Genomic DNA, 24300 nt, shown 5'->3' with positions numbered 1-24300 from the left:
ATAACCAGACTGCAATCTGAAAATGGGACAAAATCAACATAACAACAGGATACAGAAACATGCTAAAACTAAAAAAAACGGTCGCAGCAAGCGCCCTTGCGCTATTAACTTTGAGCTCAACATATAGCTATGCAGAAGTCACAGCAAACGCTGCGGCAACTTCAAACTACTTATGGCGTGGTCAAGAGCAAGGCGGCGGTGATGCTGCAATCCAAGGTGGTATCGACTACGCAAGTGAATCTGGCTTTTATGCGGGTACTTGGGTGTCGAATGCTAGCTGGGCTGACGACATGACTTACGAGCTAGACCTTTATGCTGGTTTTGGCGGTGAAATCAATGAAACCTTTAGCTACGATGTTGGCTACATTTATTATGCATACCCAGATGCAGCATCTTACACAGATGCAGACTTCTCAGAAATCTACGGTAGCATTAGCATGGGTAGCTTCACCTTTGGTGCAGCTGTCCTAGCAACATCAGCAGCAAGCGGTGACGGTACAGATTTTGGTGATTCACTTTATTTAAATGCTGACTACAGCTTCCCAGTTGGCAGTACCGGTGCAGAAATGGCCCTTCACCTAGGTCATTACTCAGGGGATTTCATTGGTGATGATGACATCATCGACTACGGTGTTTCAGTGTCGAAAGACGGCTTTACTTTCGGTCTTTCAGACAACGACATTGATGGTTCAGATGTAAAAGTGTACGTCGCTTACGCGGTTGACTTCACTTTATAAAGAATGTGTTACTTGCTGCAACACGAAGGGCCGTTAAGGCCCTTTTCTCATTTATATCAATACACTTATGGTACACTATGACCAGTTGAGCCTTGCCAAATGCGATACCATTGTTCACGGTTCATAGTAAGCTGCTTAGCGTCAACAGCTGATTTAACACGCTCAATATTACCCGTACCAAGTACCACAGACGGTGCACTTGGGTGCATTAACAGCCAAGCATAAACAACCTGATCAATGGCTGTGGCGCCAATTTCAGCCCCAACCTGCTCCAACACTGCACGTAAACGCACCGCTTTTTCATCTTCACTTGAGAATAAGCGACCCCCAGCTAATGGAGACCAAAGCATAGGTTTGATATCAAGTAATTGGCATTGGTCTAAGCTGCCATCATCAAGGGCTTTCATCTCGTAAGGTGAAAACTCAATTTGATTAGTCACAAGCTCAAAGTCTAAACGCGACTGCAACAAACTAAGTTGCGATGGGGTAAAATTAGATACACCAAAGTCAAGCACATCACCATTTGCTTTTAGGGTATTAAATGCTTGTGCCATTTCATCGGCGTTCATCAAGTAATCAGGGCGATGAATAAGTAATACATCTAAACGATCAGTGCTGAAGTTTTTAAGTGACTGCTGTGCCGAGGCAATAATATGCGCGGCACTTGAATCATAATGATTTGCTTTGCCTTGTAGCCCTAGGCTTGCAAACGCAGGCTTGATACCACACTTTGTGATTATTTTGATTTCATCACGAATACTTGGTTTTAGTTTAAGTGCTTTACCAAATTCAGCTTCACAACCGTATTCACCGTAAATGTCAGCGTGATCGGTATGTGACACCCCCATTTCAATTGCATTTTCTAAAAAACTTAAGCATTGCTGGGGCGTTATCTGCCAATCTAGCAAACGCCAGAACCCTAATACCAACTCATCAATACAACGATCATTGCTATTCACCATAACGACCTACTCTTCCTAATAAATTCGACTCAAATTAACTCTTTAACCATATCACAGATTTACCAATCACAGCTGTTAACATACAGTTACAAAATAGATTGCTAATTTGTTACTAAACAGGATATTTTAGTACCTAAAAACAAATGTTATAAAACAAGGAATAAAAAATGAAATCGTCAAATGTTATGACTGCTTTGGTTGATATTTTTATCAGCCCAAGCAAAGCCTTTAATGGTTTAAAAGAAGCAAAAGGTTGGTCTTTTGTTGCCTTTATTTTACTTGCCGGCATTCTCGCTGCCAGCATGTTTGCTTTTTACAATAAGGCTGACCCGCAGTTTTTAATCGATCAACAAGTGGCAGCGGCCAGTGTTGATGCCACCATTGCAGAACAAAAAATGATTCGCCAAAGCATGGAGCAAACCATAGATATGCAAGTATGGTTTGCTATGTTTGGTGGCATTATTGGTTTGGCTGTTATTAATGCTCTAATGGCAGGCTACTACCTATTTGTATCTAAGCAAGACCCAGAAGCTAATTATGGCTATGGTGCGTGGTATGGCTTTGGTGTGTGGACGATGATGCCAATGATTATTTCAAGCCTAGGTTTACTCATCTTAGTATTAACTGCGAGTACCGACCAAATCTCACAGACGTTATTTAACTATGCTTCGATTAACCAACTTTTAATTGGTTTAGAAATTGGCCACCCATTCTACACCTTACTTGAAAGTCTCAATATCTTTTCTATTTGGGGTATTTTCATCGCAGCTATCGGTTTAAAGAGCTGGACTAATTTCACTTTCAATAAGGCGCTACTGTTTGCAGCCTTACCAAGTATTGTTATTTACGGTATTTGGACTGTAATCGCTCTCGTTTAATTCTGCTTTGAGCGGCAATATGCCGCTCTTAACTTCCAAGGAAGAAAGATGAAAAAAGCCATTATAATTGGCCTCGCTGTTACGGCATTTGTCGCTTTACTAATCTCAAAACAAGTCACAGGCAATAAAGATGCACCAGAAATGCATATTGCAGAAGTTGAACAAGGCAATATTGCCGATTCAATTTTAGCCTCTGGTAACCTAGTTTTTAACACCCAAGTGCAACTGCGCTCAGAAGTGACTGGCCGTGTAGCGAAAGTGTTTGTAGAAGAAGGCGAAAGTGTCACTGAAGGCGATATTCTTATGCGCTTAGATACGACCGCGTTTGAATCTGAAGTTGCCCGCAATAAAGCCGTGCTTCGTGCGACCGAAATCGACATTAAGCATAGCGAAACCCGGTTGAAAAATATCGAGCGTCAATTAAGCCGCCAAAAAGAGCTTTATGAAGTGGGCCTTGCAGGCCAAGAAGTGTATGAAAACCTACAAAATGCCCGCGATCTAGCAAAAATAGATATTGAAGCAAAACGTGAAGCTTACAACCAAGCCCAAGCATCACTATTGATTGCTGAAGACCGTTTAAATAAAAGCGTGTTTCGCGCTCCGATGAGTGGCCTACTTGCTTCGGTAAATATTAAAGAAGGTGAAACCGTTATTGCGGGAACAACCAACATTATTGGCTCAGACTTGATGCTAGTAGCTGACCCCAGCGCAATATTAGCCGAACTTCGAGTGGATGAAACCGATATTGCTGGTATCAAACTAGACCAACATGCAGATATCTATGCTGCCGCTTACCCAAATCAACCTTTTACTGGCAAAGTCATAAACATTGGCACATCAGCAAAAAATCAAGCTGGTTCACAAGGCTTATCATTTAAAGTCAAAGTACTGCTTGATGCCACTGACCGCCAGCTTTATGCCGGAATGAGCTGCCGCGCAGAAATCGCCACAAGCATTGCCGAAAATGGCTTAAAACTACCTATTGAAGCTATTCAAAAAGAGGATGATAGCTACTTTGTTTGGAAGCTTAACGCTGATAACACAGTAACTAAAACAGCTGTTACGGTAGGTATTTCTTCAGATATCGAACAAGCGCTAACCAGCGGTGTTGCAAAAGGAGATCGTATTGTTATCGGCCCAGCTAGACCACTTAGCTCACTAAAAGAGGGTGATACGGTAGCCGTTAAAAACAGCCCTGAAAAAGGTGTTAACTAATGTCTGCGGTGATCAAACTCATTAATATCAATAAACAATACAAAATGGGCGAACAAGTTTTCAAAGCCCTTGATGATATTAATATTGAAATTGCTCAAAATGAATATGTTGCCATTATTGGCCCTTCCGGTTCAGGTAAATCAACCCTGATGAACTTGCTTGGCTGTTTAGATACTCCCAGCAGTGGTGACTACTATTTAAAAGATAAGCTCGTAAAGCGCATGACCGAAACGGAGCTTGCTCATCAGCGTAATGAAAGTGTTGGCTTTATTTTTCAAAGTTTCAATTTATTACCACGAGCATCCGCCCTTGAAAATGTTATGCAGCCCTTAGTGTATCGATTTATCTCAGCCAAAGAGCGAAAGCAACAAGCGCTCGAATCATTACAACGGGTTGGTCTTGGCGATAAGGTGAATCACCTTTCAAGCCAACTTTCTGGTGGTCAACGTCAACGTGTCGCTATAGCTCGCGCACTAGTTACTAAGCCCCATATTCTACTTGGTGATGAGCCTACCGGTAACCTAGATAGTAAAACCACCACTGAAATCATGGCGCTGTTTGATGAGCTTCATAACGAAGGACACACCATTATTTTGGTTACTCACGAACAAGATATTGCTGATCACTGCCAACGTGTTATTCGTTTAGTTGATGGCAAAGTTGTTAGTGATACCCGCAAAGGCGAAGGAACAAGACAACATGTTTAAATCTGCTATCGCTGTAATGGAAGGCACAAAAGCAGCACTGATGGCAATTAAAGCCAATGCAATGCGTAGTGCCCTTACCTGCTTGGGCATTATTATTGGTGTTGCTGCAGTTGTGACCGTGGTAGCAGTAATGCAAGGGTTTACCAAGCAAATTAATGATCAGCTTGCTGATATGTCTCCAGATGTCACCAATATAAAGCCTTACACTAGCGTAGAAAAAGAAATGGTAGGGCAACAAGCAAAGTTAACCTACAGCGACTTTCTAACTCTAAAAGCACGCGTGAAAGAAGCTGAAACCTTTACTGCGCTTATGTTTACTTGGCGCTTTTCGGGTGCAGCAGAGTATGGCAATAAAAGCCATGCTTCACGGGTAATGGGCACAGAGCAAGACTACCAAAAAGCTTACCGCACCTACCCAGAACTCGGCCGATTTATTCGCGCAGAAGATGATGCAAAACGCCGTAGAGTGGCGTTTATTGGCCCTTCAATTATCGAAAAGCTTAACCTGCCTGAAAACCCTGTAGGTGAATATATCAAACTCGGTGGTGAGTGGTTTCGCATTATTGGTGTTGCTGAAAAACAAGGTAGTTTATTAGGTTTTGACCAAGACGATTACATTAATATTCCGATAAGTACCATGAGTGCGCTAGAGGGCGGCAGTGTTGATACCAATGTACAAATGATGTTTCGTTTGAAAGACGATGCTAACGAAGCGCAAGTACTGGCTAAAATTCGCCGCATCTTACGTCAATTACATAAACTGAAAGACGGTGAAGATGACGACTTTGAATTTGAAACCGCCGAAAAAGCCCGTGCTAATATCGATAAATTTACCGGAAGTGCAACCGCAATTACCGCGGGGATCGTAGGTATCAGCCTGGTAGTTGGTGGTATCGGAGTGATGAATATCATGCTGGTTTCGGTAACAGAACGTACGCGTGTGATCGGCACTTTAAAAGCATTAGGGGCAACACCTGGTTTTATTATGCTGCAATTTTTAGTTGAAGCGGTGGTGCTATCACTGTTTGGTGGTTTAATTGGTTTAGCGATAGGCTACGGTGCTGCGGCACTAATTTCAGTTTTAGTGCCGAGCATGCCAGATGCCTACATACCGGGTTGGGCGATTATGCTGTCATTTGGCTTTACTTCATTGATTGGTATTGTGTTTGGCTTAGCGCCCGCTATTAAAGCTGCACGCTTAAACCCAATTGATGCACTGCGTTATGAATAACTAGTCTGGCTTATAAGGTACTTGAGCGCAGCTTATTTCAACTGTTTTCGGGTACCAAATAGGCCCAACTTGGTTTACTGCAGCTTCAGCTAAACCATTGGTGAACGACTTATAAGTGTGAACAGTTTGCCATTCGGAATCAGGGCACTCCTCTGATAAGTCTACAGGCTCTGAACCTTCGTAAAGCGCCGCGGCAAAGTTATGATGCCATTGCTCTGTTGCAGGCGCTTTATTGGCTTGTGCAGCACTGCCATTATCAAAGTAGATATTTGTGCAACCACTTAAGGTTGCCACTAACACAGTTGTTGCTAGTAGGCTTTTCATAATTGTTGCTCCTGTGCTTGTTGCTCACACCATACTTTTACTGTGTGAGGAGCATAAATTCCGAGTGTAACGAGTCCTAATGCGCCATCAGCGAATGTTTGTTGCGATTGCATTTGGGCAACTTTTTTATCTTGGCAAATAGCCTTTACATCAACGCGCTCTTCACCAACGAGGCCCCACAAAAAGAATGGGCGGCTATCTTGGTAATCAGCTTTAGTGGCTAATTTATTGGTTGTTTTTTCTGGCACTATGGTGACTGATGAACACGCTGTCACCGATAAGGCAAGCAGCATACAGGCCATTTGTTTCATGAGTAGTTCCTTTGTCTGAGTTGTTAAGCTCAGTAAGTATAAGAATATGAGTACTCATTTTGGGTAAGAAAGCGTATAGAAATTGTAGAAAATACTACAGTTTCTAACATTTAGCCTTTGAACTAAACTGAGGCTAACAACGACTAACTCTCAAGGAACGTAACTAAAGGTCATTATGACGGCATATCTGCGTATATTTTTATTACTTGTGTGTTTGAGTGTGCTGTCTTGGTATAGCTTTTCAAGCGATCCTAGCTCTGATGAGCAACAAGGTATAACCAAAACCGCTGTGAACCTTGCTAATTGCCAACAGCAGTTAGCACAAAGTCGTATGCAAACTTACGCTGAACATTATATTTTGCCCTATCAGTTCAAGTTATTGAGTTGGAATATCTACAAAGCACAAATAGATGGCTTACTCACAGATTTGCAAAACCTAAATGCCGGTGCTGATATTGTGTTACTACAAGAAGCTATCGAAGAACCTTCGCTTACAAAGCTCAAACCCTATTGGCGCTTTGCTAAAGGGTATAAGAGTGGCGGCGTGCAATCTGGAGTTATGACACTCAGCCGCTGGCCAGCTACTGTGCATTGTACACTCACCCATAAAGAGCCTTGGCTACGTAGCCCAAAAGCCACCAATATTGTGGAATATGCGCTGCCAGATCAACAGTTATTACTGAGTATTAACCTGCATGCCATTAACTTTGCTTTTGGCGTTAGTGACTTTAAACAACAGCTAGACGATGCCGCTGCTATTATGCAAACGCACAAAGGGCCTATCGTGTTTGCCGGTGATCTCAATACTTGGAGTGATGAGCGCCAAGCATTATTACAGCAAACATTGACTCAGCTAGGTTTGCACGAAGCTATCTATTTAGATGATAAACGTACCAAAGCATTTGGCTTAGCACTTGACCAAGTATGGGTGCGCGGTGTCAAAATAAAGACAACCATAGTACCTGAGCTTGTAAGCTCAGATCATAATCCAATAATTGCAACCTTGACCATAGAGCAAAAAGTACAGTGAAAATAACAATGAAAGGATATTGGTTTATCGCGTTAATGTTATTGAGCATTAGCCAATTCAGTAATGCAGCGACCCCAGAACAAGAGATAAATCACCTCATTGATTTTGTCGCTGAGAGTGATGCCGTATTTATTCGCAACGGCACAGAGCACTCAAGCCAAGATGCTGCCGAACACATAGCTATGAAGTATCGAAAAGCAACCCGCTATGCAAAAACTGCCGAAAAGTTTATCGAAAATCTGGCGAGCAAAAGCTCATGGAGCGGTAAGCCCTATAAAGTTAAACTCAGCAATGGTAACTTAATCAATGCAAAAGATTGGTTAAGCAATGAATTAAAAGAGTACCGTCGAAACCAACATATTCATAATTAAAATCATCAACACACAAGAAGCGAAAAGCCATGCAAGAACACAAGAATCAGCCACTTAATGACTTTATTGAGTACCCCCATGACGAGATGCTAAAACGCGCCGAAGAGTTTTTAGCCGTGAGTCAGCGTCGCCACAGTATTCGTAGCTTTAGCGACCGCCCAGTGCCAAGAGAAATAATCGAAACCTGTATTAGAGCGGCTGGCACTGCACCGAGCGGTGCCAATCATCAACCTTGGCACTTTGTAGCAATACACAGCAGCGATGTGAAAAAACAAATTCGAGAAGCCGCTGAAAAACTAGAGCGCTCATTTTATGAAGGTCGCGCAGGTGAAGAATGGTTAGATGCCTTAAAACCACTTGGCACCGATGCCAGTAAGCCCTACCTTGAGCATGCACCTTGGCTAATTGCCGTGTTTAGTCAAAAGAAAGGCGGTATTTCTGCCGATGACAAAAATACCAATTACTATGTTCATGAATCTGTTGGCCTAGCAACAGGCTTTTTAATTCAAGCACTACACAGAGCTGGCCTTGCAACCCTTACGCATACACCAAAACCAATGAGCTTTTTAACCGAAATTTGTGGCCGCGATAAAGATAATGAGCGCCCTTATATGCTGCTAATTGCAGGCTACCCAGGCACAGATGCAACCATCCCTGAGCATGCCTTAGTGAAAAAGTCGCTAGACGAAATAGCGACCTTTATTTAGCTTTAAATTCAACAGCCAGCACATCACCCGGGTTTAAACCTGAAACGATGTGCTGCTTGCCATCGAGCATTTCGCCAAGGCGCACATAGCGACGCACTATCTGATTATTTTCAAGTAAATAGACCATACTCAATTGGCCATATTGGTACACCCAGCTTGAGTCAATCAACACCCCTTTTTCAGTAGCGAGCGGTAATTGTAATTGCGCATAAAGCCCTGGCATTAATCCAGTTTGCGCATCTGTTTCTAAACGGATCTCCATACTACGCGCAGCACTATCAGCAACCGGCACAATTTCTGTCACTGTGGCAGGCATTGACGTAGATAAAGCAGGTAGTTTAACCGTTAGAGTTTGTCCAACATTCAACTTAATTGCTTGTTGTTCTCTGACATTAAATGCTAATTGCAATTGTTGTGGGTTATACAGTGCGAGTAATGGCGTGCCAGGAGTTGCGGTATCGCCAGGCTCTGCAAAACGCTCAACCACAACACCTGAAATCGGCGCTTTAATTTGCGTAAAACTCAGTGCAACTTGCGCTTGTGTTTGCTGCTGTTTAGCAATCGCTAAGTTCGCCGTTAAATTATCGAACCTTGCTTTTGCATCGTCGTATTCGCTAACAGATACCAAACCTTGCTTGTATAAATCGTTAATACGCTTTAGTTGTTTCTCTGCTTGAGTTAGCGAGGCATTAATCGCATTTATTTGTGCTTCGCTTTGAGCCAGCCCTGCTTTAAAGTCATCTTGCTGCAAGGTAATTAGCACGTCACCTTGTTTTACAGTATCGCCAGCGCGTACATTTAAACGCTCAACTTGTGCCATTACACGAGAAGAGATTTGCGTATTTTGTTTTGCAATCACGGTGCCCGGTACAACTTCATCACGCGCAATATCTGCCAGTGTCACTGTCACTAACTGACCAGTGTAATCATTTGCTGATGGGTTTTTCATGCCTGCAGCTTGCTTATCAGAGAAACTGCCCGCCATGTAAAGTACCGCCACAATGATCACAGATAACGCGATGATCGAGCCAGTAAGTTTCGATTTACCCTGCATGAGCTTGTTCCTCTTTACCTGCATCCTTTGCAAACACTAAATAATAAACCAGTGGCACAACAAATAATGAGAACAATGTTGATGCCACAATACCAAAAATAATTGCAATCGCTAGACCGCTAAATACCGGATCTAGGGTGATCACCAAGTTACCTAATAAAGTGGTTCCCGCTGTGAGTAACACGGGGCGCATACGCACCGTACCTGCGGCAATCAAAGCCTGTTTAATTGCCATACCTTGGCCGCTAGCTTGATTAATAAACTCAACTAAAATAAGTGAGTTACGAACCACAATACCAGCAAGAGCAATCATGCCAATCATGGCTGTTGCAGTGAATAGCACCGGCTCTGGAGCACCAGCAATGCTGCGCTCTCCAAATTGGTTTAATAGCCAAAAGCCCGGCATGATCCCTATTACGGTTAATGGAATAGCCGACATGATGATCAGTGACAAACTGGCAGAGTTTGTTTGAATGCGTAAGATGATGAAAATGGCTGTTAGCGCAAACGCAAAGGCAATCCCCATATCTCTGAATACATCAATAGTAATTCGCCATTCGCCTTCACCACTAAAGGTCACGTCAGTGCCAGCAGGTAATTGCCAAACTTGGCTACCACCATTATTGAAAAAGTGCCTACTTTGCCAATCAGTTTGGCTAAATTCGTCAGCGCTAATGCCTAAGTCAGCATTGACGTCAGCAATAATTTCAGCGGGTGTACGCCCATTTAACTCAGCCATTACATACATAACATTACGCTGATCTTTACGCATAATTGACTTGGCAACATCTTGATGCTGAAATTCACCCAACTCAGAGAGCGCCACCAGCGGACGCGGTGCACTTTGCAGCCCAAATTCATCACTGGTTTTTGCAAGCTCCCTATCACCACGAACTTGTAATGCCAGCAATTGAGCAAATTGGTTACGATCTTGATATGGCAGTTGTAACTTTATATCGACAGGGTCTGTTTCGCCGCTAACATATAACACCCCAACATTTTGCCCATGCGAAGCAATGGCTAAGGTCTGGGCAATATCTTGCGTAGACACCGCCGACAATGACGCTTTACTTTTATCAGTAACAAAACGTTGTAAGGGTGCATTGGCAGCAATACTGGTATCAACCTCAACCACATGCGGCTCTTGTTTTAACCTTGCAGCAACAGCAAGGGCTGCTTGATAGTGCGTGTCTGTATCAACAAATGGCTCACTGTAAACTTCAGCCACTAAGGTACTTAAAACCGGCGGACCCGGTGGCACTTCAACCACTTTAATTACAATGCCATCGGTTGCCAGTGGCGCTAATGCGGCACGCAAGCGCATGACCACGCCATGAGATTGATGATCACGCTCAGTCTTATCGAGCAATAATACTCTGAGCTCAGCAAGGTTCGCTGCTTCACGTCGATAATAACCACGCACCATACCATTAAAGTCCATGCTTGATGGCTGACCAACGTAGGCTGCCGCCTCGCTTACTTCATTTAATTGCCAAGTGATGGTTTGTACTTGTCGAGTGAAAGCGGCGGTTTGCTCAAGGCTTGTGCCTTCTGGCATATCGATTAAAACTTGTAACTCGTTTTTATTATCAAACGGTAATAGCTTTAAAGGCACTGCACGCATTACGGGTAACATGGCACTGGCGACAAACAAGGCTAATGTGGTCCATAAAACGAGTTTGGCACGACCTTTAGACTCAAGTAATGGTGATAATATGCGCTCATATAAACCATGCTGATTGGCATCGAGTTGTACGCTGTCACCGACTGGCGCTTTAAGTAGTTTCATTGCCAACCACGGCGTAACAAAAAATGCCACTATGGTCGAAACCATTACACTAATTGGCACATTGAATGCCATCGGTGCCATGTACGGCCCCATCATGCCAGTAATAAACGCAAGTGGGATAAACGCCACCATAATGGTTAATGTAGACATAAACAGCGCCACACGAATTTCGCTCATGGCATCAACTATGCGTTGTTTTTTATCGCCTTTGTGGGTTAAAAAACGACTTATGTTGTCTATCCCAGTAATTGGATCATCAACCAACAAACCTAAAGAAAGGATTAGTGCAAACAGTGTGACTCGGTTAATTGTATAGCCAAAGGCAAAATCAAGTGTCAGGGTGATGCCGTAGCAAATAGGCACTGCCAAACCAACCACAATCGCTGGTCGCCAACCTAAAAATACGCCAACAAAAATAACCACGGTAAATACCGCAAACACTAAGCTTGAGGTAAGGTTATTTACTTTCTCGTTCGCGGTTTGGCCATAATCACGCAGTACGGTGTAGCCCACTTCATCTGGCAATAGATTAGCCGATAAACTGTCCATCATGCTGTGCACTTCGTTGGCTACAGCGACCGCATTGGTGCCTGCTTGCTTAGCGACACTAATGGTGACTAAAGGAAGTTGTTGTTGGTTATCTGAATGAGCCAGCCATTGATAGCTTTGCGCTTCGCTTGGACCATCACTCACCTCGGCCACATCACTTAGGTAAACACTCTTACCGTTTACCACGTTGACAACAAGCCGTTCTATCGCAGATTGAGAACGTAAAACATCACCCACTTGTAAGGCAATTTGCTGCTTTCCTTCAACAACACTGCCCACATTCACTAATTGGTTAGATACGCTAAGCGCATAATACACATCGGTTAGGGTTGTTTGATGTGCAGCAAGAGCACTTGCATCAAGGTTAATCGTTAATTGACGAGTTCTACCAGCAATCACTTTCACTTCACTGGTGTTTTCGATGCGCTGTAAACTGTTAGCGATTTCGTTGGCAAAACGAGTTAGTTGATAGTCATCGTAAAGTTTTGGATCTTTACTAAATAAGCCCAGCATTACTATTGGCACGTCGTTCACTTCAACCGGACGTATTTGCCATGAGCTGATCACTGACGCCATAGTGTGTTGATAGCTATAGAGTTTAGCGTAAGTGTCGAGAATAGCTTGCTCACGATCGTGACCGACTTCAAAACGAAGAGTGACAACAGCAGCATTACTTTGTGTAGTTGAGTAAATATGCTCAACACCCGTTAACTGCGCCAATAACTTCTCCAATGGCTCTGTTACCAGCCTGGCTACTTCTGGCGCTTCAACGTTTGGTGCTGCTACATATATATCAAGCATAGGAACCACAATTTGCGGTTCCTCTTCACGAGGGGTTTGCTTTAATGCCATTAAGCCAAGCAACACCGACATAATAAAAATAATAACAGGAAGGCGGCCGCTCAAGCTGTTTTTAACAGCATTATCGATAGCACTCACTGCTTAATTACCTTTGCAAAATAAGCCATATAGAGTTGCTAGGATCGATACTACATTTTCATCAACCACGCGATAATAGATAGTTTGGCTTTCGCGTCGAGTAGCAACTATCTGAGCTTTTCTCAGCGCCGCTAAGTGTTGCGATAATGCAGACTGCGCCAACGGCACAGCTTCGTTTAATTCGCTCACGCTCATTTCACCATCTTGCAGCGAACATAAGATCATCAAGCGATTTTTATTCGCCAATATCTTTAGCATTTGCTCTGCTTGCTCCACATTGTCGGCCATAGCCGCAAAATCGATGTTCATATTCACACTACTCTATATTCTTAAAATGCCGCTAAAGTATAGATTGATATATTAGAAAAGTCTAATATTAGAATTTACTAATATAGTGTTATCTAATATATTAAATACATCACCCTTTTACGAAAACTTGGCATGGAGGATTAGTATGCTGACCCCAATTCCTGACTTAATGAAAATTATTGCCCCCAACCAGCGCCGCATTAGCGCTGACCAAGCAAAACAAGAATTAAGCGAAAACCACGGTTTATTAATAGACGTACGAGAACCTGCTGAGCACGCAACTAAAGCAGCAACAGGTGCAATTAATATCCCGCGTGGTGTACTTGAAATGAAATTAATGGAAATTGAAAAAGATCCTGCAAGGCCCATTTACTTACACTGTGCAAGTAGTGCCCGCGCCACACTAAGTGCCGAAGCACTGACTCGTGTTGGCTACGAAAATGTCACTGTAATCACCTGTAATGCTGAACAAATTTGTCAGGTGTTTTAACTTCATAGAACAGTAACACTGGTCGGATAAGCTCGTACTTTTCTACTTATAGGTACAGAGCAATGACTTTTACGCGCAGACGCTTTTTAAAAGCATCGGCGGCTGGTTTTGGAGCCGCCGTTTTATCTTTCGGTTTAACGGGCTGTAGTCTTAATGACGATGATGACGAAACTACAAAGCAAACCCCTGTCAGCTTTGATCACGGTGTTGCCAGTGGCGACCCGCTCGCTGACAGCCTCATTATTTGGACTCGCATAACCCCTCTTGAAAACGTCACGAGTATTAACGTAGTTTGGCAAGCCTCAACAGACGCTAACTTCACAACCATTAGCCATGATGGCGAAACACAAGTAAGCGATGCAACCGACTTCACCTTAAAAGTTGATCTGCAAGGCCTCGATGCCAATACCACCTATTACTACCGCTTCATAAGTAATGGTAAAACCTCACCCACTGGAGTAGGTAAAACGCTTCCAACCGACAACATAGAACAAGTTAAATTTGCTGTTGTCTCTTGCGCTAACTATCCTGCTGGCTACTTTCATGTGTATGGCGAAATCGCAAAACAAACCGATTTAGATGCAGTACTGCACCTAGGTGACTACATCTATGAATATGGTAATACAGGTTATGCCACTGAAGATGCCGCCGAACTTGGCCGTTTATTACCTGATGACAATAACGATGAAATCATTTCTTTAGCGGATTATCGCAAACGTTACGCCCATTATCGTAAAGACGAAAACCTGCAAGCTGCCCATAGTCATTGTGCATTTATTACTGTTTGGGACGACCATGAAATAACTAATGATACATGGCACAGTGGTGCAGAAAATCACAACGACGGCGAAGGTGAATTTAGCGAGCGCAAAATGCATGCGCTACAAGCCTACTTTGAATGGATGCCTATCCGTAATGTTGCCGATAAAGAGCGTATTTATCGACGCTTCGAGTTTGGTAATTTAGTGTCATTGCACATGCTCGATACCCGTGTTTTAGCTCGCGACGAGCAAGTTAATTATGCGGATTTCGACTTAACCAACAGCCAAGGACAAACTGACTTTGTTGCAGCAATTAGCTCACCTACTCGTGCTCTATTAGGTAACGAGCAACTTACATGGCTGACTGATGGTTTAACGACAGCAACAACACAATGGCAAGTACTTGGGCAACAGGTGCTGATGACCAAAATGCATTTGCCATTCGAGATTTTACAGTTACTAATGAATATCCAAGTGACTCAAGCAAACGGTGCTGATCCCTCGGCATTACTTGCTCAAGCAAACACATTATTTAGTGAGCTTGCGCAAATTAAAGGACGTATATTAGGTGGCGATCCAACGGTTACTAGTGAACAGAGAGCACGTGTAGAAACAACAGCACCTTATAATCTTGATGCATGGGATGGCTATGCTTATGAGCGCGAGCAAATACTAGGAACTGCAATTGCAGCACAAAAGAATTTAGTCGTTTTAGCTGGTGATACGCATAACAGTTGGGCAGGACAATTAGTCACTGATGCAAGCAATCCTGTTTCTGCTAAAGCCGCAGCTGGTGTTGAATTTGCAACATCTTCGGTTTCATCACCAGGTCTTGAGAACTACTTAGCGTTAAATACGCAATCGAACGAAGCTGTCGCACAAATTGAGCAAGTCATTGCATTATTGGTTAACGACTTAGCTTACAATAACTTAGTTGAACGCGGCTACTTAACCGTCACCTTTACTCAACAACAAGCGCTTGCCCAGTGGCATTATGTAAGTAGCGTTAAAACAGCCGATTACACACTGCTTAGCGAGCGTCAAAAAGCGCTCAGCGTACAAGCTGGTAACCCTACTTTACAAATGGTTTAACGCTTTTCATCTAATAGCGTAACTAACATTTGCTCAATGTTTTTTACGCTATAAGTAAGTGAACGCAGCAGCTCTAACTGACTATCTTCAGGTTGATGCTCAGCTTTAGTACTGCTGCTTTGAGTCATCTCATCTTTTTGTTTTAAGATTGCCTCGCGAAACGTCTCTGCATCAACCACTCCGAGCAATGATACTAATGCACCTTGCCCTGATTGACCTGCCGTTTCAAAACTCAGTCGATAAAGACCAAATTGACGCATTAAAGGACCTTGACTTAGTGCTACATCGGTTATTTTTTCAAGTGGGATCGATTTTTCTTCTTTAAAAAAGACACCGCGTTTTACCACTAACTTACGTGTTAACAACGTGGCTGACATCGCCGCTAAAATACGCCCTGCCACCAGCCAGATTATTAACGCAACAATGGGAATGAAAGGGATCCCTACCATACTAATCACACAGGTAAAAATACCCAGTAATAACCAATACTGTTTTACTTTTGGATCAAAGCTGGCACTCAATAAACTGGTTTCTGTCATCATAGGCTCCTTGATAGAGAGTTATGACAATATACAAACTTTTCATTAAACACAAAAAAAGCCGAGCAAAGCCCGGCTTAAGGGTACTGCAGGGAAAGCTATTCCACTGCTTCAACCGTCACTGTTAATTTACTCAGATCAGGTCCTTGCACTGTAAAACGATAATCCCCCGCTACAGCAATACTCAAGGTGATATCGCCCCCAACGGCTTCTAATAAGGTCGCTTCACCAATAATAGCGATGGGTGAATCACCACTACCGCCATAATTTATGGTGTTCCAGTCGCTTGAAGCGACTTTGAATCCATATTCTCCCACTTCAAGTGCCAGTGTCGTACTATATAAAGCATCGCCAGTATAAATTAACGGATCCACTGGATCCCAATTATTCATGCTGCCTCGCAAATAGACTTGAGTTTCGCCAAACATTTCTGCATTAAATACGGTCATGAGTGGCTCTTCAAGGTTACTAGCATCAAACACAAACTGATATTGACCATCGCTGGCAATATCCATTGTCATGTTTGCGCCTTTTACTGCGAGTAGTTTTTCAGTACCCACTGTAACCGCTGCGCTACTTTCACCTGAGCCATAATCGACTGTATTCCAATCACTTGAAGCAAACTTAAAGCTATAGCTACCTGCAGTTAATTGTTTAGTGAAAGTATAAACACCTTTGCCTTGGTACATTAACTCATCACTGGTATCCCAACTATTGAAGTCACCGCGCACATAAATTGGGGTGCCAACAAATGGCTCTTCATTATAGATTTTAAGCACTGGGTTATCGGTGTCTGTGGCATCGAATGAGAACACATAAACAGCATCCATTGCCGCCGTAAAGGTCATATTGGCGCCACTGCGTGTTAGCGGCTCATCTTCACCTTCGATCACTTCAGCAACATCGGCAGAAAGCGCACCAAAATCAACGGTAGACCAATCTTCAGAAGCCACTTTAAATTCATAGCTACCTGCTGTTAGAGGAATCGCAATTTTGTACTCGCCATTACCTACATATTCAAAGCTATTTGCCGTCCCCCAGTCATTTAACGAGCCACGAACATAAACTGTTGTGCTACCAAATGGAACAATATCTGGCGCCCCCACAGTCGCATCGGCACTTAAGCCTTCACCTTGTGCATCAGCTTGTGGTTTCACAAACACAGCAACAGTATATGGTGGAACATTAAAGGTACCTTCGCCCTCACCAGCCATAAAGCTTGCCGCTGACATACTTGAGTCAACACTCGCTTTTAAAACAGGATGAAGCTCAAAACCCGCAGCCGTTGATACCGTATGCGATAAGCTTTGCTCAGTGCCGTTCATCACCACGACAATGGCATCGTATTGGCTATCTAGGTCAGTCAACCCAACACCATCATCAATACTCATCACCACTAAACCTTGTTGTTGACGCTTACCAATATTGTGGAAGCCAACGCGGTCTAGAATGTCTTGCTCTGTGGTTAAACTAAATAATGGGCTGGCACTACGAATTGCTAAGAACTCAGTAAATACATTACTTGCGTACTCAATGTCGCTTGCCATCGCTTGCGCATTCGTATTTGCAGAAATAGGTGCAATTTCGCCCCACTTCGCTTGGTTATCTTGCGCAGGAGGTAGGCCTACATTCCAGTTATTGGTATCCATACTGAAATCAACAAAGTTGAACCAATCACCAGAATCATAACTGTTACGATCCATTGATTTAGAACGCAGCATATCAGCACCCATTTGCATAAATGGAATACCTTGGCTCATCAGCGGCATAGCTAAAGCCATATTGTGAACACGCACACGCTCTTCAATACTTAAGTTAGTGCCATGTTTATATTGCAGCTGATCCCAAAGTGTTTCGTTATCATGCTTAGAGACATAGTTAATGCTATCAGCTGGGTCGAGTGCATAAGCTGCTGGCTGACCACCCCAACTAAAGCTGCTACCTTTTGCTGAATTACCTTTAAAGTCTTTAAGAATGTAGTTTTGTAAGTTACCTGCCAGCGATAAACGCAACGTATCTTGCTCAGATAAATTGCCATCTGTGGCATTATTGCTAAAGAATGCACCACCACGAATTGCTTCACGGATACGGTCATTAAAGGTACCTACTTCAGTTCCAGCCATATCCATTTGTTTAGCTTGCACAAATAAACGGTTATCAGCGACTTCATCAAAGTTCCATCCTTCACCGTAAAAGTAAGTATCTGGGTCAACTGCTTGCACTGCATTAAGCGCTGCCATAATTGAGGCTTTTGGCATATGCCCCATCACATCAAAGCGGAAGCTATCGTAACCAAAGTCACGGGCTAAAATCACCATAGAGTCAGTAACAAACTTATCCATCATGACATGTTCTGTTGCAGTATTCTCACAACATGTTGAGCGTTCCATTATGCCTGTTGTTTCGTTATATCTGTGGTAGTAACCTGGTACTAGTTTATCAAACACAGATTTATCCCAAACACCTGATGAGGTAGTGTGGTTATAAACAACATCAAGCACAACACGCAAACCAATTTCCTGTAAAGACTGGATCATCGCACGCGTTTCTTTGACTCGTGCAATACCTTCAGGCGATGAAGCGTAAGAGCCTTCAGGCGCAATAAAATGATGCGGATCATAACCCCAATTAAAGCTATCAACACCACGCATAGCATTAGCTAGTGCTTGAGCATCATCAGAACCAGGCAGGTAAGACGCCATTAAATCAACTATCAATGCACTCTTATCTTCGGTTTTACATGCATCAGCATCATCGTCAATGCGGCTACATAAATCACCTAAGGTTGCAGTAATATCAACACGCTGACTAGCATCTTCATCTATGGTGCCAATATCAGTCAGTGGCAGTAAATGGAAATGAGTTAAGCCATTATCTGCCAGCTTTTTAAGATGTTGCATTGGTGCGCTATCAAGTTCAGTAAACGCTAGATACTTACCACGGTTTGCTTCACTGACAGTTTCATCACGCACACTAAAATCACGTACATGACCTTCGTAAATAACCGCTTGCTCTGGGTAATCAACCGTTGGCACCATACGCTCATCCCAGCCGGTTGGTTTAGTATCTTCATCATTAAGGTTAATCAATTGGCTATATAAACCATTGGTCGAAACGTTTAATGAGTAAGGATCTGTGCTCCATAAGCTTTCAATTTGCTTGGTCGCTGGATGATAAACATCAAACATAAAGCGGTAGTAATGGCGATCGTGACTAATATCGATATTGCTAGACCAAATACCCGTTGTGCTATCCAAGGTCATAGCAAATTGTTCAAGCTCTGTTTTATCAGCATCATACAGCGCTAATTTCATATTGCTTGCAGTCGGTGCCCATACCGACACATCAATGCCATTATTTGCATAATGCACACCAAGTTGTGCTTCATTAGCGTCACTTTCGTCACTGGTATATAAGTCATCGAGGGCTTTAGCGGTTTGCACATAAGTGGCTTCTGTTAGCTTGCCATCAGCGTCATAGCCTGCCACAACCAGTTGTTGTTTAATAAGCTCTTTTGCAGTGGCGGCATCCCAGTTACCTTGGTACGCATTCCATCCGGCAAGGTGTGGTACTTTAGCGATTTGCTCATCACTTAAAGATGTCGATGTAAGCTCAACCACTTGACCATTTAGCTCTTCGGTGTCTTCATCTATCGCTAAATCTGCATTGTTTGATGAGTGTAATTTAATGATACTAGTCAGTTCATTACTTGGATTATAGACAAAGGTTGAGAGGTCAAGCCAATGTGCTGAGGCACCTGAAAGACTCACTCCTAAACTCAAAATTGGGAATTCAAAAACAGATGGTTCACCATGAAAAGTAAAGTTCATACGTTGGAACTTTTCATCGTCCTGCATCAATGGCATTTTTAAGTCAACATCACCAAACGCTTTGCCGGACCCTTCGGTTCCAATATGCACAATGAAGTTAGCACACTCGTTGTAACCCTCTTTTAGTTTTACAATCCAATACGCGCCGTAGTTAGGGTCAACACCATCGTATTCATGACCATTTGCCCAATCAGTGGCATCAAACGGTGCAGCGTAAGCATCACAGTCATCGTTATTCCATGAGTGTAAACGGTATCCTTCATAGATTTTATCTGTGCGGTTATAGAATAAGATGGCTTCGTCGTCTGCAGGGAAAACCACAGGATCAGGCAAAGTGGGATCAGCGCCTACTACGCAGCTCTCATTATTTTCATCTGGTACGGAATTGCCTTTACAACTAATTGGTGGTGGATCTACACACTCAGTCCCTGCTTCATTAGGGATTTGCGGTACGCTACAAGTTAATAAAACTTGCCCAGAATCTATATCGTCACTTGCGCCACCACCACATGCAGTTAGCAATACCATGCTACATGCAATCAGTAAGCGGTTTAAATTAGCTATTATTTTCATATTATTATCTCCAGCTTACTGATCAATGGTTATAGGTAAAACCCAGATAAAACTGACGACCAAAGAATTGCGTGGTGCCTGTTTTACTGGTTGTTCCAAAATAGCTTTGTGTTGGTTCATCGGTTAAGTTATTCACTTGTAATAACATGCCGAATGAATCTGTGAACTGATACGATGTTTGGAAATCGACAACCGTTTCTGCATCAAAATTCACCACTTGCTCATTGACAGCAACTTGCTCTGAAACAAAATCATCGCGATAACGCACATTCAAACGTGTTTCAAAGTTTTCATAGCTGTAAAAAAGTGTGCCGTTAAAGACATTGTTTGATAGACCAGGCAAATCTTGCGACACAGAATCGCCACCTAAGTCGGTGATAGACTGCACTTCGCTCTCGGTATACGAGTAACTGGCGTTAATACCTAGGCCTTCAAACGGCGAGGGTAAGAAAGAGAAAACTTGCGTATAGGCAAGCTCAATACCACGAATATAACCGCCTTTGGCATTGTTAACCGCAGTGGTGTACACCCCATTAGTAGTTTCGATTTGCTCACCGCTCACAGGGTCAATAATGTATTCTGGTACGTTAAAACCATTACCCTTAAAGTCAAAGTTCTCTATGGCTACCGTATCTATGAATGAGTCGATATTCTTATAAAACGCAGCAACAACCAGTGCACCATCGGTGTCTTCAAAGTATTGCTCGTACGAGATATCGTATTGATCAGCATAAAAAGGTTTTAAGAATGGGTTATTAGTACTTGAACCGTTAATTTCGCCGTCATTGTTAACCGATGCACTGGCATCGCCTGCTAAACGGTTAATCGGAGCACGCGCCATCACTTTTGCCGCAGCAAAACGAATTTGTGTCGCGTCACTCACTTTAAAGTTTAGGTTTAATGAAGGCAGGTAGTCTGTGTATTTTATGCCTAACACGCTTGGTGCATAAAGGTCGTTAACAATGCCATTGTCATCAACAATATACTGCGCACCGAGTTGTGGGTCACCACCGACGTTTTCAAGCACCGTCGCGGACTGATCGGTATCTACTCGGCGAATACCAATATTACCTGTGATTGGCAGCTTGCCAATTTCAGTATCAATGTTAAGCATAAGGTAAGCGGACACCACTTCTTCATACACTGAACCACTTTGCAACATGGTCCATGAATAGTTAGTGGTATAGTCTTGTGCATCTGGCTCACCATCACCATCTAAATCAACAACACCATCAGCATTACCCCAGGTTTGTACTGGTTGCGGAATACCATTTGGGAACCATGCGTTAAGTGCTTTATCTAAATCTATCGCTAGATATGATGGGAAATAACTAAACTCACCTTGCCAATCAACTACGGTGGTCATGTCATCGGTAAGGCGAAGCGGTGGTTGAGTCGAAGAAAATGCACCATCGTTACCGTATTCAAATACAGAGCGATTATTGCTGTATTCACGGTCAGAATAACGAGCGCCAAATTCAATGGAGCTAAACCAGTTACTCTCTAACTCATACTTAAAATCGAGTCGAAATGCTTTTACTTCATCTTCATTTTCATACGGGTAAATACCGTATTTACTTACCATAACTCGGTCAATATCGCTAAATGCGTCGGCTTGGTTAAAACCTACATCAGGCAAGTTTAAGCCGTTCAATTGATAGTTAAGTGATACATTAGTATCGAACACTGGGTTCTCAACGGTGGCATCTTCCGCAACCAATGCCCAAAGTAAACCATTACGGAAATTACTCTTAGCACGTGATAGCGACACGTCAGCATTGACATTCAAACGCTCGGTAACTTGCCAATCGGCATTAATGCCATAGCTGTCTACTTCATCGAAATCTTGGTTATCATCATTAACGATTTCAACACGGGTAAAGCTATTTGATGTACGGTTAATTGCACCACCAATCACCGCATTACCGTCAAGCACTGGGTTAGCATACACCGCAGACGGACCACCAAACTTAACTCGGAAACCACGAGCAAATGACTCGCTATCAAAACGCGATAAAAACGCATCACCCTTTAATTTAAAGTTATCGGCTGGCACCCATTCAATTGAGGTTAAATAACCATTACGGGTTTCTTCACCACCTAAGTGCTGAAGCTCAAATCCCTCGCTGATGTATTCATTGGCAGGATTATCTGCAGGGCCATCGGTATCATTTGCCAGTCCATCAACATCTTTGTTTCCGTTATATGCTAAACCAATAAACTGAGTCGCCACACTTGGTTGGAATAAGCGCGCATAACCCACTGCGACACCTAGCGTATCGTCAAGAAACTTACCTTGGTAAGAAAAGCTAATACGGTCGCCGTACTCGGTTGCATCAAAGACCTCTGAAGCACGGTCGTTATACATACCGCGCACATTCGCGGTAAATTTGTGTTGCTGGTCATTATCCAATGGGCTGGCTGTTTGAAGCTCTACCGTACCTGCTACGCCCCCTTCAATGAGCGATGCCTTTGGCGACTTATAGACCGCCGCTGAACTGATTAACTCAGAGGGGTATTGGTCAAACTCAATACTGCGACTACCACTAGTAGATACTTGCTCACGACCATTTAATGTCGAAAAAACAAATCCACCAGATAAACCGCGGATGTTGATTTCGGCAGCTTGGCCTCCGGTACGTACCGCCGAGATCCCCGGTAGACGTGTTAATGCATCAGCCATAGACACATCAGGTAATGCCCCTAAGTCATCAGCTGATAGTTGCTCAGAGACTGTGTCGCTAAAGCGTTTTTGATTTAATGATTGAATTAAGCTGCGACTAAAGCCGCGCACTTCGATTACTTCAAGCTCAGGATCGATTTCCTTTGCTGATGTGCGTTCTTCTTCCGTCGCCGCTATTGCACTATTTGCTGCCACTAAAGCCAGCATAAGTGCACTTAGCTTGAATTTCCCCATTGGATTTCCACCCTGTTGTCGTTGGAGGTGTTGTATTTGTGGTTATTGTTGTTGTCAAAAAACAACCAATAAAGTGTAACCAAAAGGTAAATATTGTGTGATGAATACGTATGCAATAGGAGCTTGCTGGGGAGAGCAGCGATCACAACCCTTTTTTATTAGTGATGTAATCGCAATATAGAGGGATTTATAAAGTAATAACGACGCGAACAGCTAAGGCAATAAAGATAACCCCTAGCAATTTTTCGAGCCATGGATTTGTCTTGGTGAAACCAAAACGCTTTTTTGATATGTCGGTTAACAGTGCAACAACTAGATACCAGCCCGTATCAAGCACAAATACCGTTAAACACATGATTAAACCAACTTGCAAAGTCAGCTTTTCAGGATCAATAAATTGCGAAAACAGTGCTAAAAAGAACACCGCAAGTTTTGGGTTTAAAAAGGCAATAGCAAAGCCATCTTGCAATGCGCTACGAGGACTCGGCTTAGTCTGCTCAACATTCAATGTTTGCGAGCTAGGTTTAGCTAACAAAATACGAATACCCAAATATGCGAGATAGGCTGCACCGCCATAGACCAGCACTTGATAAAGCGTTGGCAACTGAGTCATCAGCGCACCTAAACCAAGTAACGAGGCACACGCATAAAAGCCAACCCCAATACCATGGCTTAACGCCGCTAACATGCCATTCTTCATACCGCCATGTAAACTGTGCTTTAAAACCACAGCTAAACTCGGCCCCGGCGACATCGCTCCCATCACGCAAATTAAAACTAAACTCAACCACTCAGTTAGTGTCATTATTCGTTATTCTCGATTAGCAATAAAACGGATGTTATCTGACCATAAACCCCTGTTGCTGTAGTGATGGTTTTCACTTGCCAACCTGCTTGTCCTAATTCGAACACTCGTTGATTTAATGCATCAATATCGATGCCGCCAAAAAAGCGTTTCTTTTTAAACTCTACAACTTTTTGCATG

General features: G+C 43.0%; 21 protein-coding genes. 10 read left to right on the top strand and 11 right to left on the bottom strand.

Going from position 1 to position 24300, the window contains the following annotated elements; translation table 11 throughout:
* Positions 1–59 precede the first annotated feature (59 nt).
* Positions 60–737, top strand: a complete 678-nt coding sequence (locus IRQ78_RS16080) for a TorF family putative porin (RefSeq protein WP_054554395.1) — start codon at positions 60–62, stop codon at positions 735–737.
* Between the two features lie 65 nt (positions 738–802).
* Here the strand turns inward: IRQ78_RS16080 and IRQ78_RS16075 are convergent, their stop codons facing one another.
* Positions 803–1696 (bottom strand): aldo/keto reductase, encoded by an 894-nt coding sequence (locus IRQ78_RS16075; protein WP_054554512.1) that lies wholly within the window; start codon positions 1694–1696, stop codon positions 803–805.
* Positions 1697–1866: 170 nt separating this feature from the next.
* Between IRQ78_RS16075 and IRQ78_RS16070 the strand changes: the two genes are divergently transcribed.
* Genes IRQ78_RS16070 through IRQ78_RS16055 form a run of 4 tightly spaced genes read left to right on the top strand, consistent with a single transcriptional unit; the run spans position 1867 to position 5730 of the window.
* The gene (locus tag IRQ78_RS16070; protein WP_054554396.1) at positions 1867–2577 is read left to right on the top strand and encodes a YIP1 family protein; all 711 of its coding nucleotides are present in this window, start codon (positions 1867–1869) and stop codon (positions 2575–2577) included.
* 48 nt (positions 2578–2625) lie between these two features.
* Positions 2626–3792 (top strand): efflux RND transporter periplasmic adaptor subunit, encoded by a 1167-nt coding sequence (locus IRQ78_RS16065; RefSeq protein ID WP_194442680.1) that lies wholly within the window; start codon positions 2626–2628, stop codon positions 3790–3792.
* Positions 3792–4499: an ABC transporter ATP-binding protein gene (locus tag IRQ78_RS16060; protein WP_194442679.1), complete on the top strand. Its 708-nt coding sequence runs from the start codon at positions 3792–3794 to the stop codon at positions 4497–4499. Before IRQ78_RS16065 ends, IRQ78_RS16060 begins: the two co-directional genes overlap by 1 nt.
* A complete protein-coding gene (locus IRQ78_RS16055; protein WP_138601053.1) occupies positions 4492–5730 on the top strand; it encodes an ABC transporter permease in 1239 nt (412 codons plus the stop codon). Before IRQ78_RS16060 ends, IRQ78_RS16055 begins: the two co-directional genes overlap by 8 nt.
* Here IRQ78_RS16055 and IRQ78_RS16050 read toward each other — a convergent pair whose 3' ends face one another.
* Together IRQ78_RS16050 and IRQ78_RS16045 are read right to left on the bottom strand one after the other, a co-directional pair.
* A complete protein-coding gene (locus IRQ78_RS16050) occupies positions 5731–6054 on the bottom strand; it encodes a Bor/Iss family lipoprotein (RefSeq protein WP_054554400.1) in 324 nt (107 codons plus the stop codon).
* Positions 6051–6365, bottom strand: coding sequence for a Bor family protein (locus IRQ78_RS16045; protein WP_054554401.1), 315 nt, complete (start codon positions 6363–6365; stop codon positions 6051–6053). Before IRQ78_RS16045 ends, IRQ78_RS16050 begins: the two co-directional genes overlap by 4 nt.
* Before the next feature lie 175 nt (positions 6366–6540).
* Between IRQ78_RS16045 and IRQ78_RS16040 the strand changes: the two genes are divergently transcribed.
* Genes IRQ78_RS16040 through IRQ78_RS16030 form a run of 3 tightly spaced genes read left to right on the top strand, consistent with a single transcriptional unit; the run spans position 6541 to position 8473 of the window.
* Positions 6541–7395 (top strand): endonuclease/exonuclease/phosphatase family protein, encoded by an 855-nt coding sequence (locus IRQ78_RS16040; protein WP_054554402.1) that lies wholly within the window; start codon positions 6541–6543, stop codon positions 7393–7395.
* A gap of 8 nt (positions 7396–7403) precedes the next feature.
* Positions 7404–7766: a YfeK family protein gene (locus IRQ78_RS16035; protein WP_194442678.1), complete on the top strand. Its 363-nt coding sequence runs from the start codon at positions 7404–7406 to the stop codon at positions 7764–7766.
* Positions 7767–7795: 29 nt separating this feature from the next.
* Positions 7796–8473 (top strand): nitroreductase family protein, encoded by a 678-nt coding sequence (locus IRQ78_RS16030; protein WP_194442677.1) that lies wholly within the window; start codon positions 7796–7798, stop codon positions 8471–8473.
* Here the strand turns inward: IRQ78_RS16030 and IRQ78_RS16025 are convergent.
* The 3 genes from IRQ78_RS16025 to IRQ78_RS16015 are packed head-to-tail and all read right to left on the bottom strand — an operon-like array spanning position 8466 to position 13113.
* On the bottom strand, positions 8466–9527 hold the full coding sequence (locus IRQ78_RS16025) for an efflux RND transporter periplasmic adaptor subunit (RefSeq protein ID WP_194442676.1): 1062 nt from the start codon (positions 9525–9527) through the stop codon (positions 8466–8468). The genes IRQ78_RS16030 and IRQ78_RS16025 overlap by 8 nt on opposite strands.
* The gene (locus tag IRQ78_RS16020) at positions 9517–12804 is read right to left on the bottom strand and encodes an efflux RND transporter permease subunit (protein WP_194442675.1); all 3288 of its coding nucleotides are present in this window, start codon (positions 12802–12804) and stop codon (positions 9517–9519) included. Before IRQ78_RS16020 ends, IRQ78_RS16025 begins: the two co-directional genes overlap by 11 nt.
* Before the next feature lie 3 nt (positions 12805–12807).
* On the bottom strand, positions 12808–13113 hold the full coding sequence (locus tag IRQ78_RS16015) for an ArsR/SmtB family transcription factor (RefSeq protein WP_054554407.1): 306 nt from the start codon (positions 13111–13113) through the stop codon (positions 12808–12810).
* Between the two features lie 145 nt (positions 13114–13258).
* On the opposite strand from IRQ78_RS16015, the gene IRQ78_RS16010 reads away from it, so the two are divergent.
* Together IRQ78_RS16010 and IRQ78_RS16005 are read left to right on the top strand one after the other, a co-directional pair.
* Complete coding sequence (locus tag IRQ78_RS16010) at positions 13259–13603, top strand: rhodanese-like domain-containing protein (protein WP_054562833.1); 345 nt, start codon at positions 13259–13261, stop codon at positions 13601–13603.
* A gap of 62 nt (positions 13604–13665) precedes the next feature.
* Positions 13666–15456 (top strand): alkaline phosphatase D family protein, encoded by a 1791-nt coding sequence (locus IRQ78_RS16005; protein ID WP_194442674.1) that lies wholly within the window; start codon positions 13666–13668, stop codon positions 15454–15456.
* Here the strand turns inward: IRQ78_RS16005 and IRQ78_RS16000 are convergent.
* The 5 genes from IRQ78_RS16000 to IRQ78_RS15980 all read right to left on the bottom strand — a co-directional run bounded on the left by IRQ78_RS16000 (position 15453) and on the right by IRQ78_RS15980 (position 24299).
* Positions 15453–15995 (bottom strand): PH domain-containing protein, encoded by a 543-nt coding sequence (locus tag IRQ78_RS16000; protein ID WP_054554410.1) that lies wholly within the window; start codon positions 15993–15995, stop codon positions 15453–15455. The two genes, IRQ78_RS16005 and IRQ78_RS16000, sit on opposite strands and share 4 nt — an antisense overlap.
* 98 nt (positions 15996–16093) lie before the next feature.
* On the bottom strand, positions 16094–20398 hold the full coding sequence (locus tag IRQ78_RS15995) for an alpha-1,6-glucosidase domain-containing protein (RefSeq protein WP_194442673.1): 4305 nt from the start codon (positions 20396–20398) through the stop codon (positions 16094–16096).
* A gap of 22 nt (positions 20399–20420) precedes the next feature.
* A complete protein-coding gene (locus IRQ78_RS15990; RefSeq protein WP_194442672.1) occupies positions 20421–23315 on the bottom strand; it encodes a TonB-dependent receptor in 2895 nt (964 codons plus the stop codon).
* Between the two features lie 187 nt (positions 23316–23502).
* On the bottom strand, positions 23503–24120 hold the full coding sequence (locus IRQ78_RS15985; RefSeq protein WP_194442671.1) for a LysE family translocator: 618 nt from the start codon (positions 24118–24120) through the stop codon (positions 23503–23505).
* The gene (locus IRQ78_RS15980) at positions 24120–24299 is read right to left on the bottom strand and encodes a DUF4177 domain-containing protein (protein WP_054554414.1); all 180 of its coding nucleotides are present in this window, start codon (positions 24297–24299) and stop codon (positions 24120–24122) included. Before IRQ78_RS15980 ends, IRQ78_RS15985 begins: the two co-directional genes overlap by 1 nt.
* Position 24300: the final 1 nt, after the last annotated feature.

This window comes from Pseudoalteromonas simplex, from assembly GCF_015278155.1.
Classification (GTDB): domain Bacteria; phylum Pseudomonadota; class Gammaproteobacteria; order Enterobacterales; family Alteromonadaceae; genus Pseudoalteromonas; species Pseudoalteromonas simplex.
Note: the sequence above shows the minus strand (reverse complement) of the source record. Positions and strands in the feature narration are given on the sequence as shown.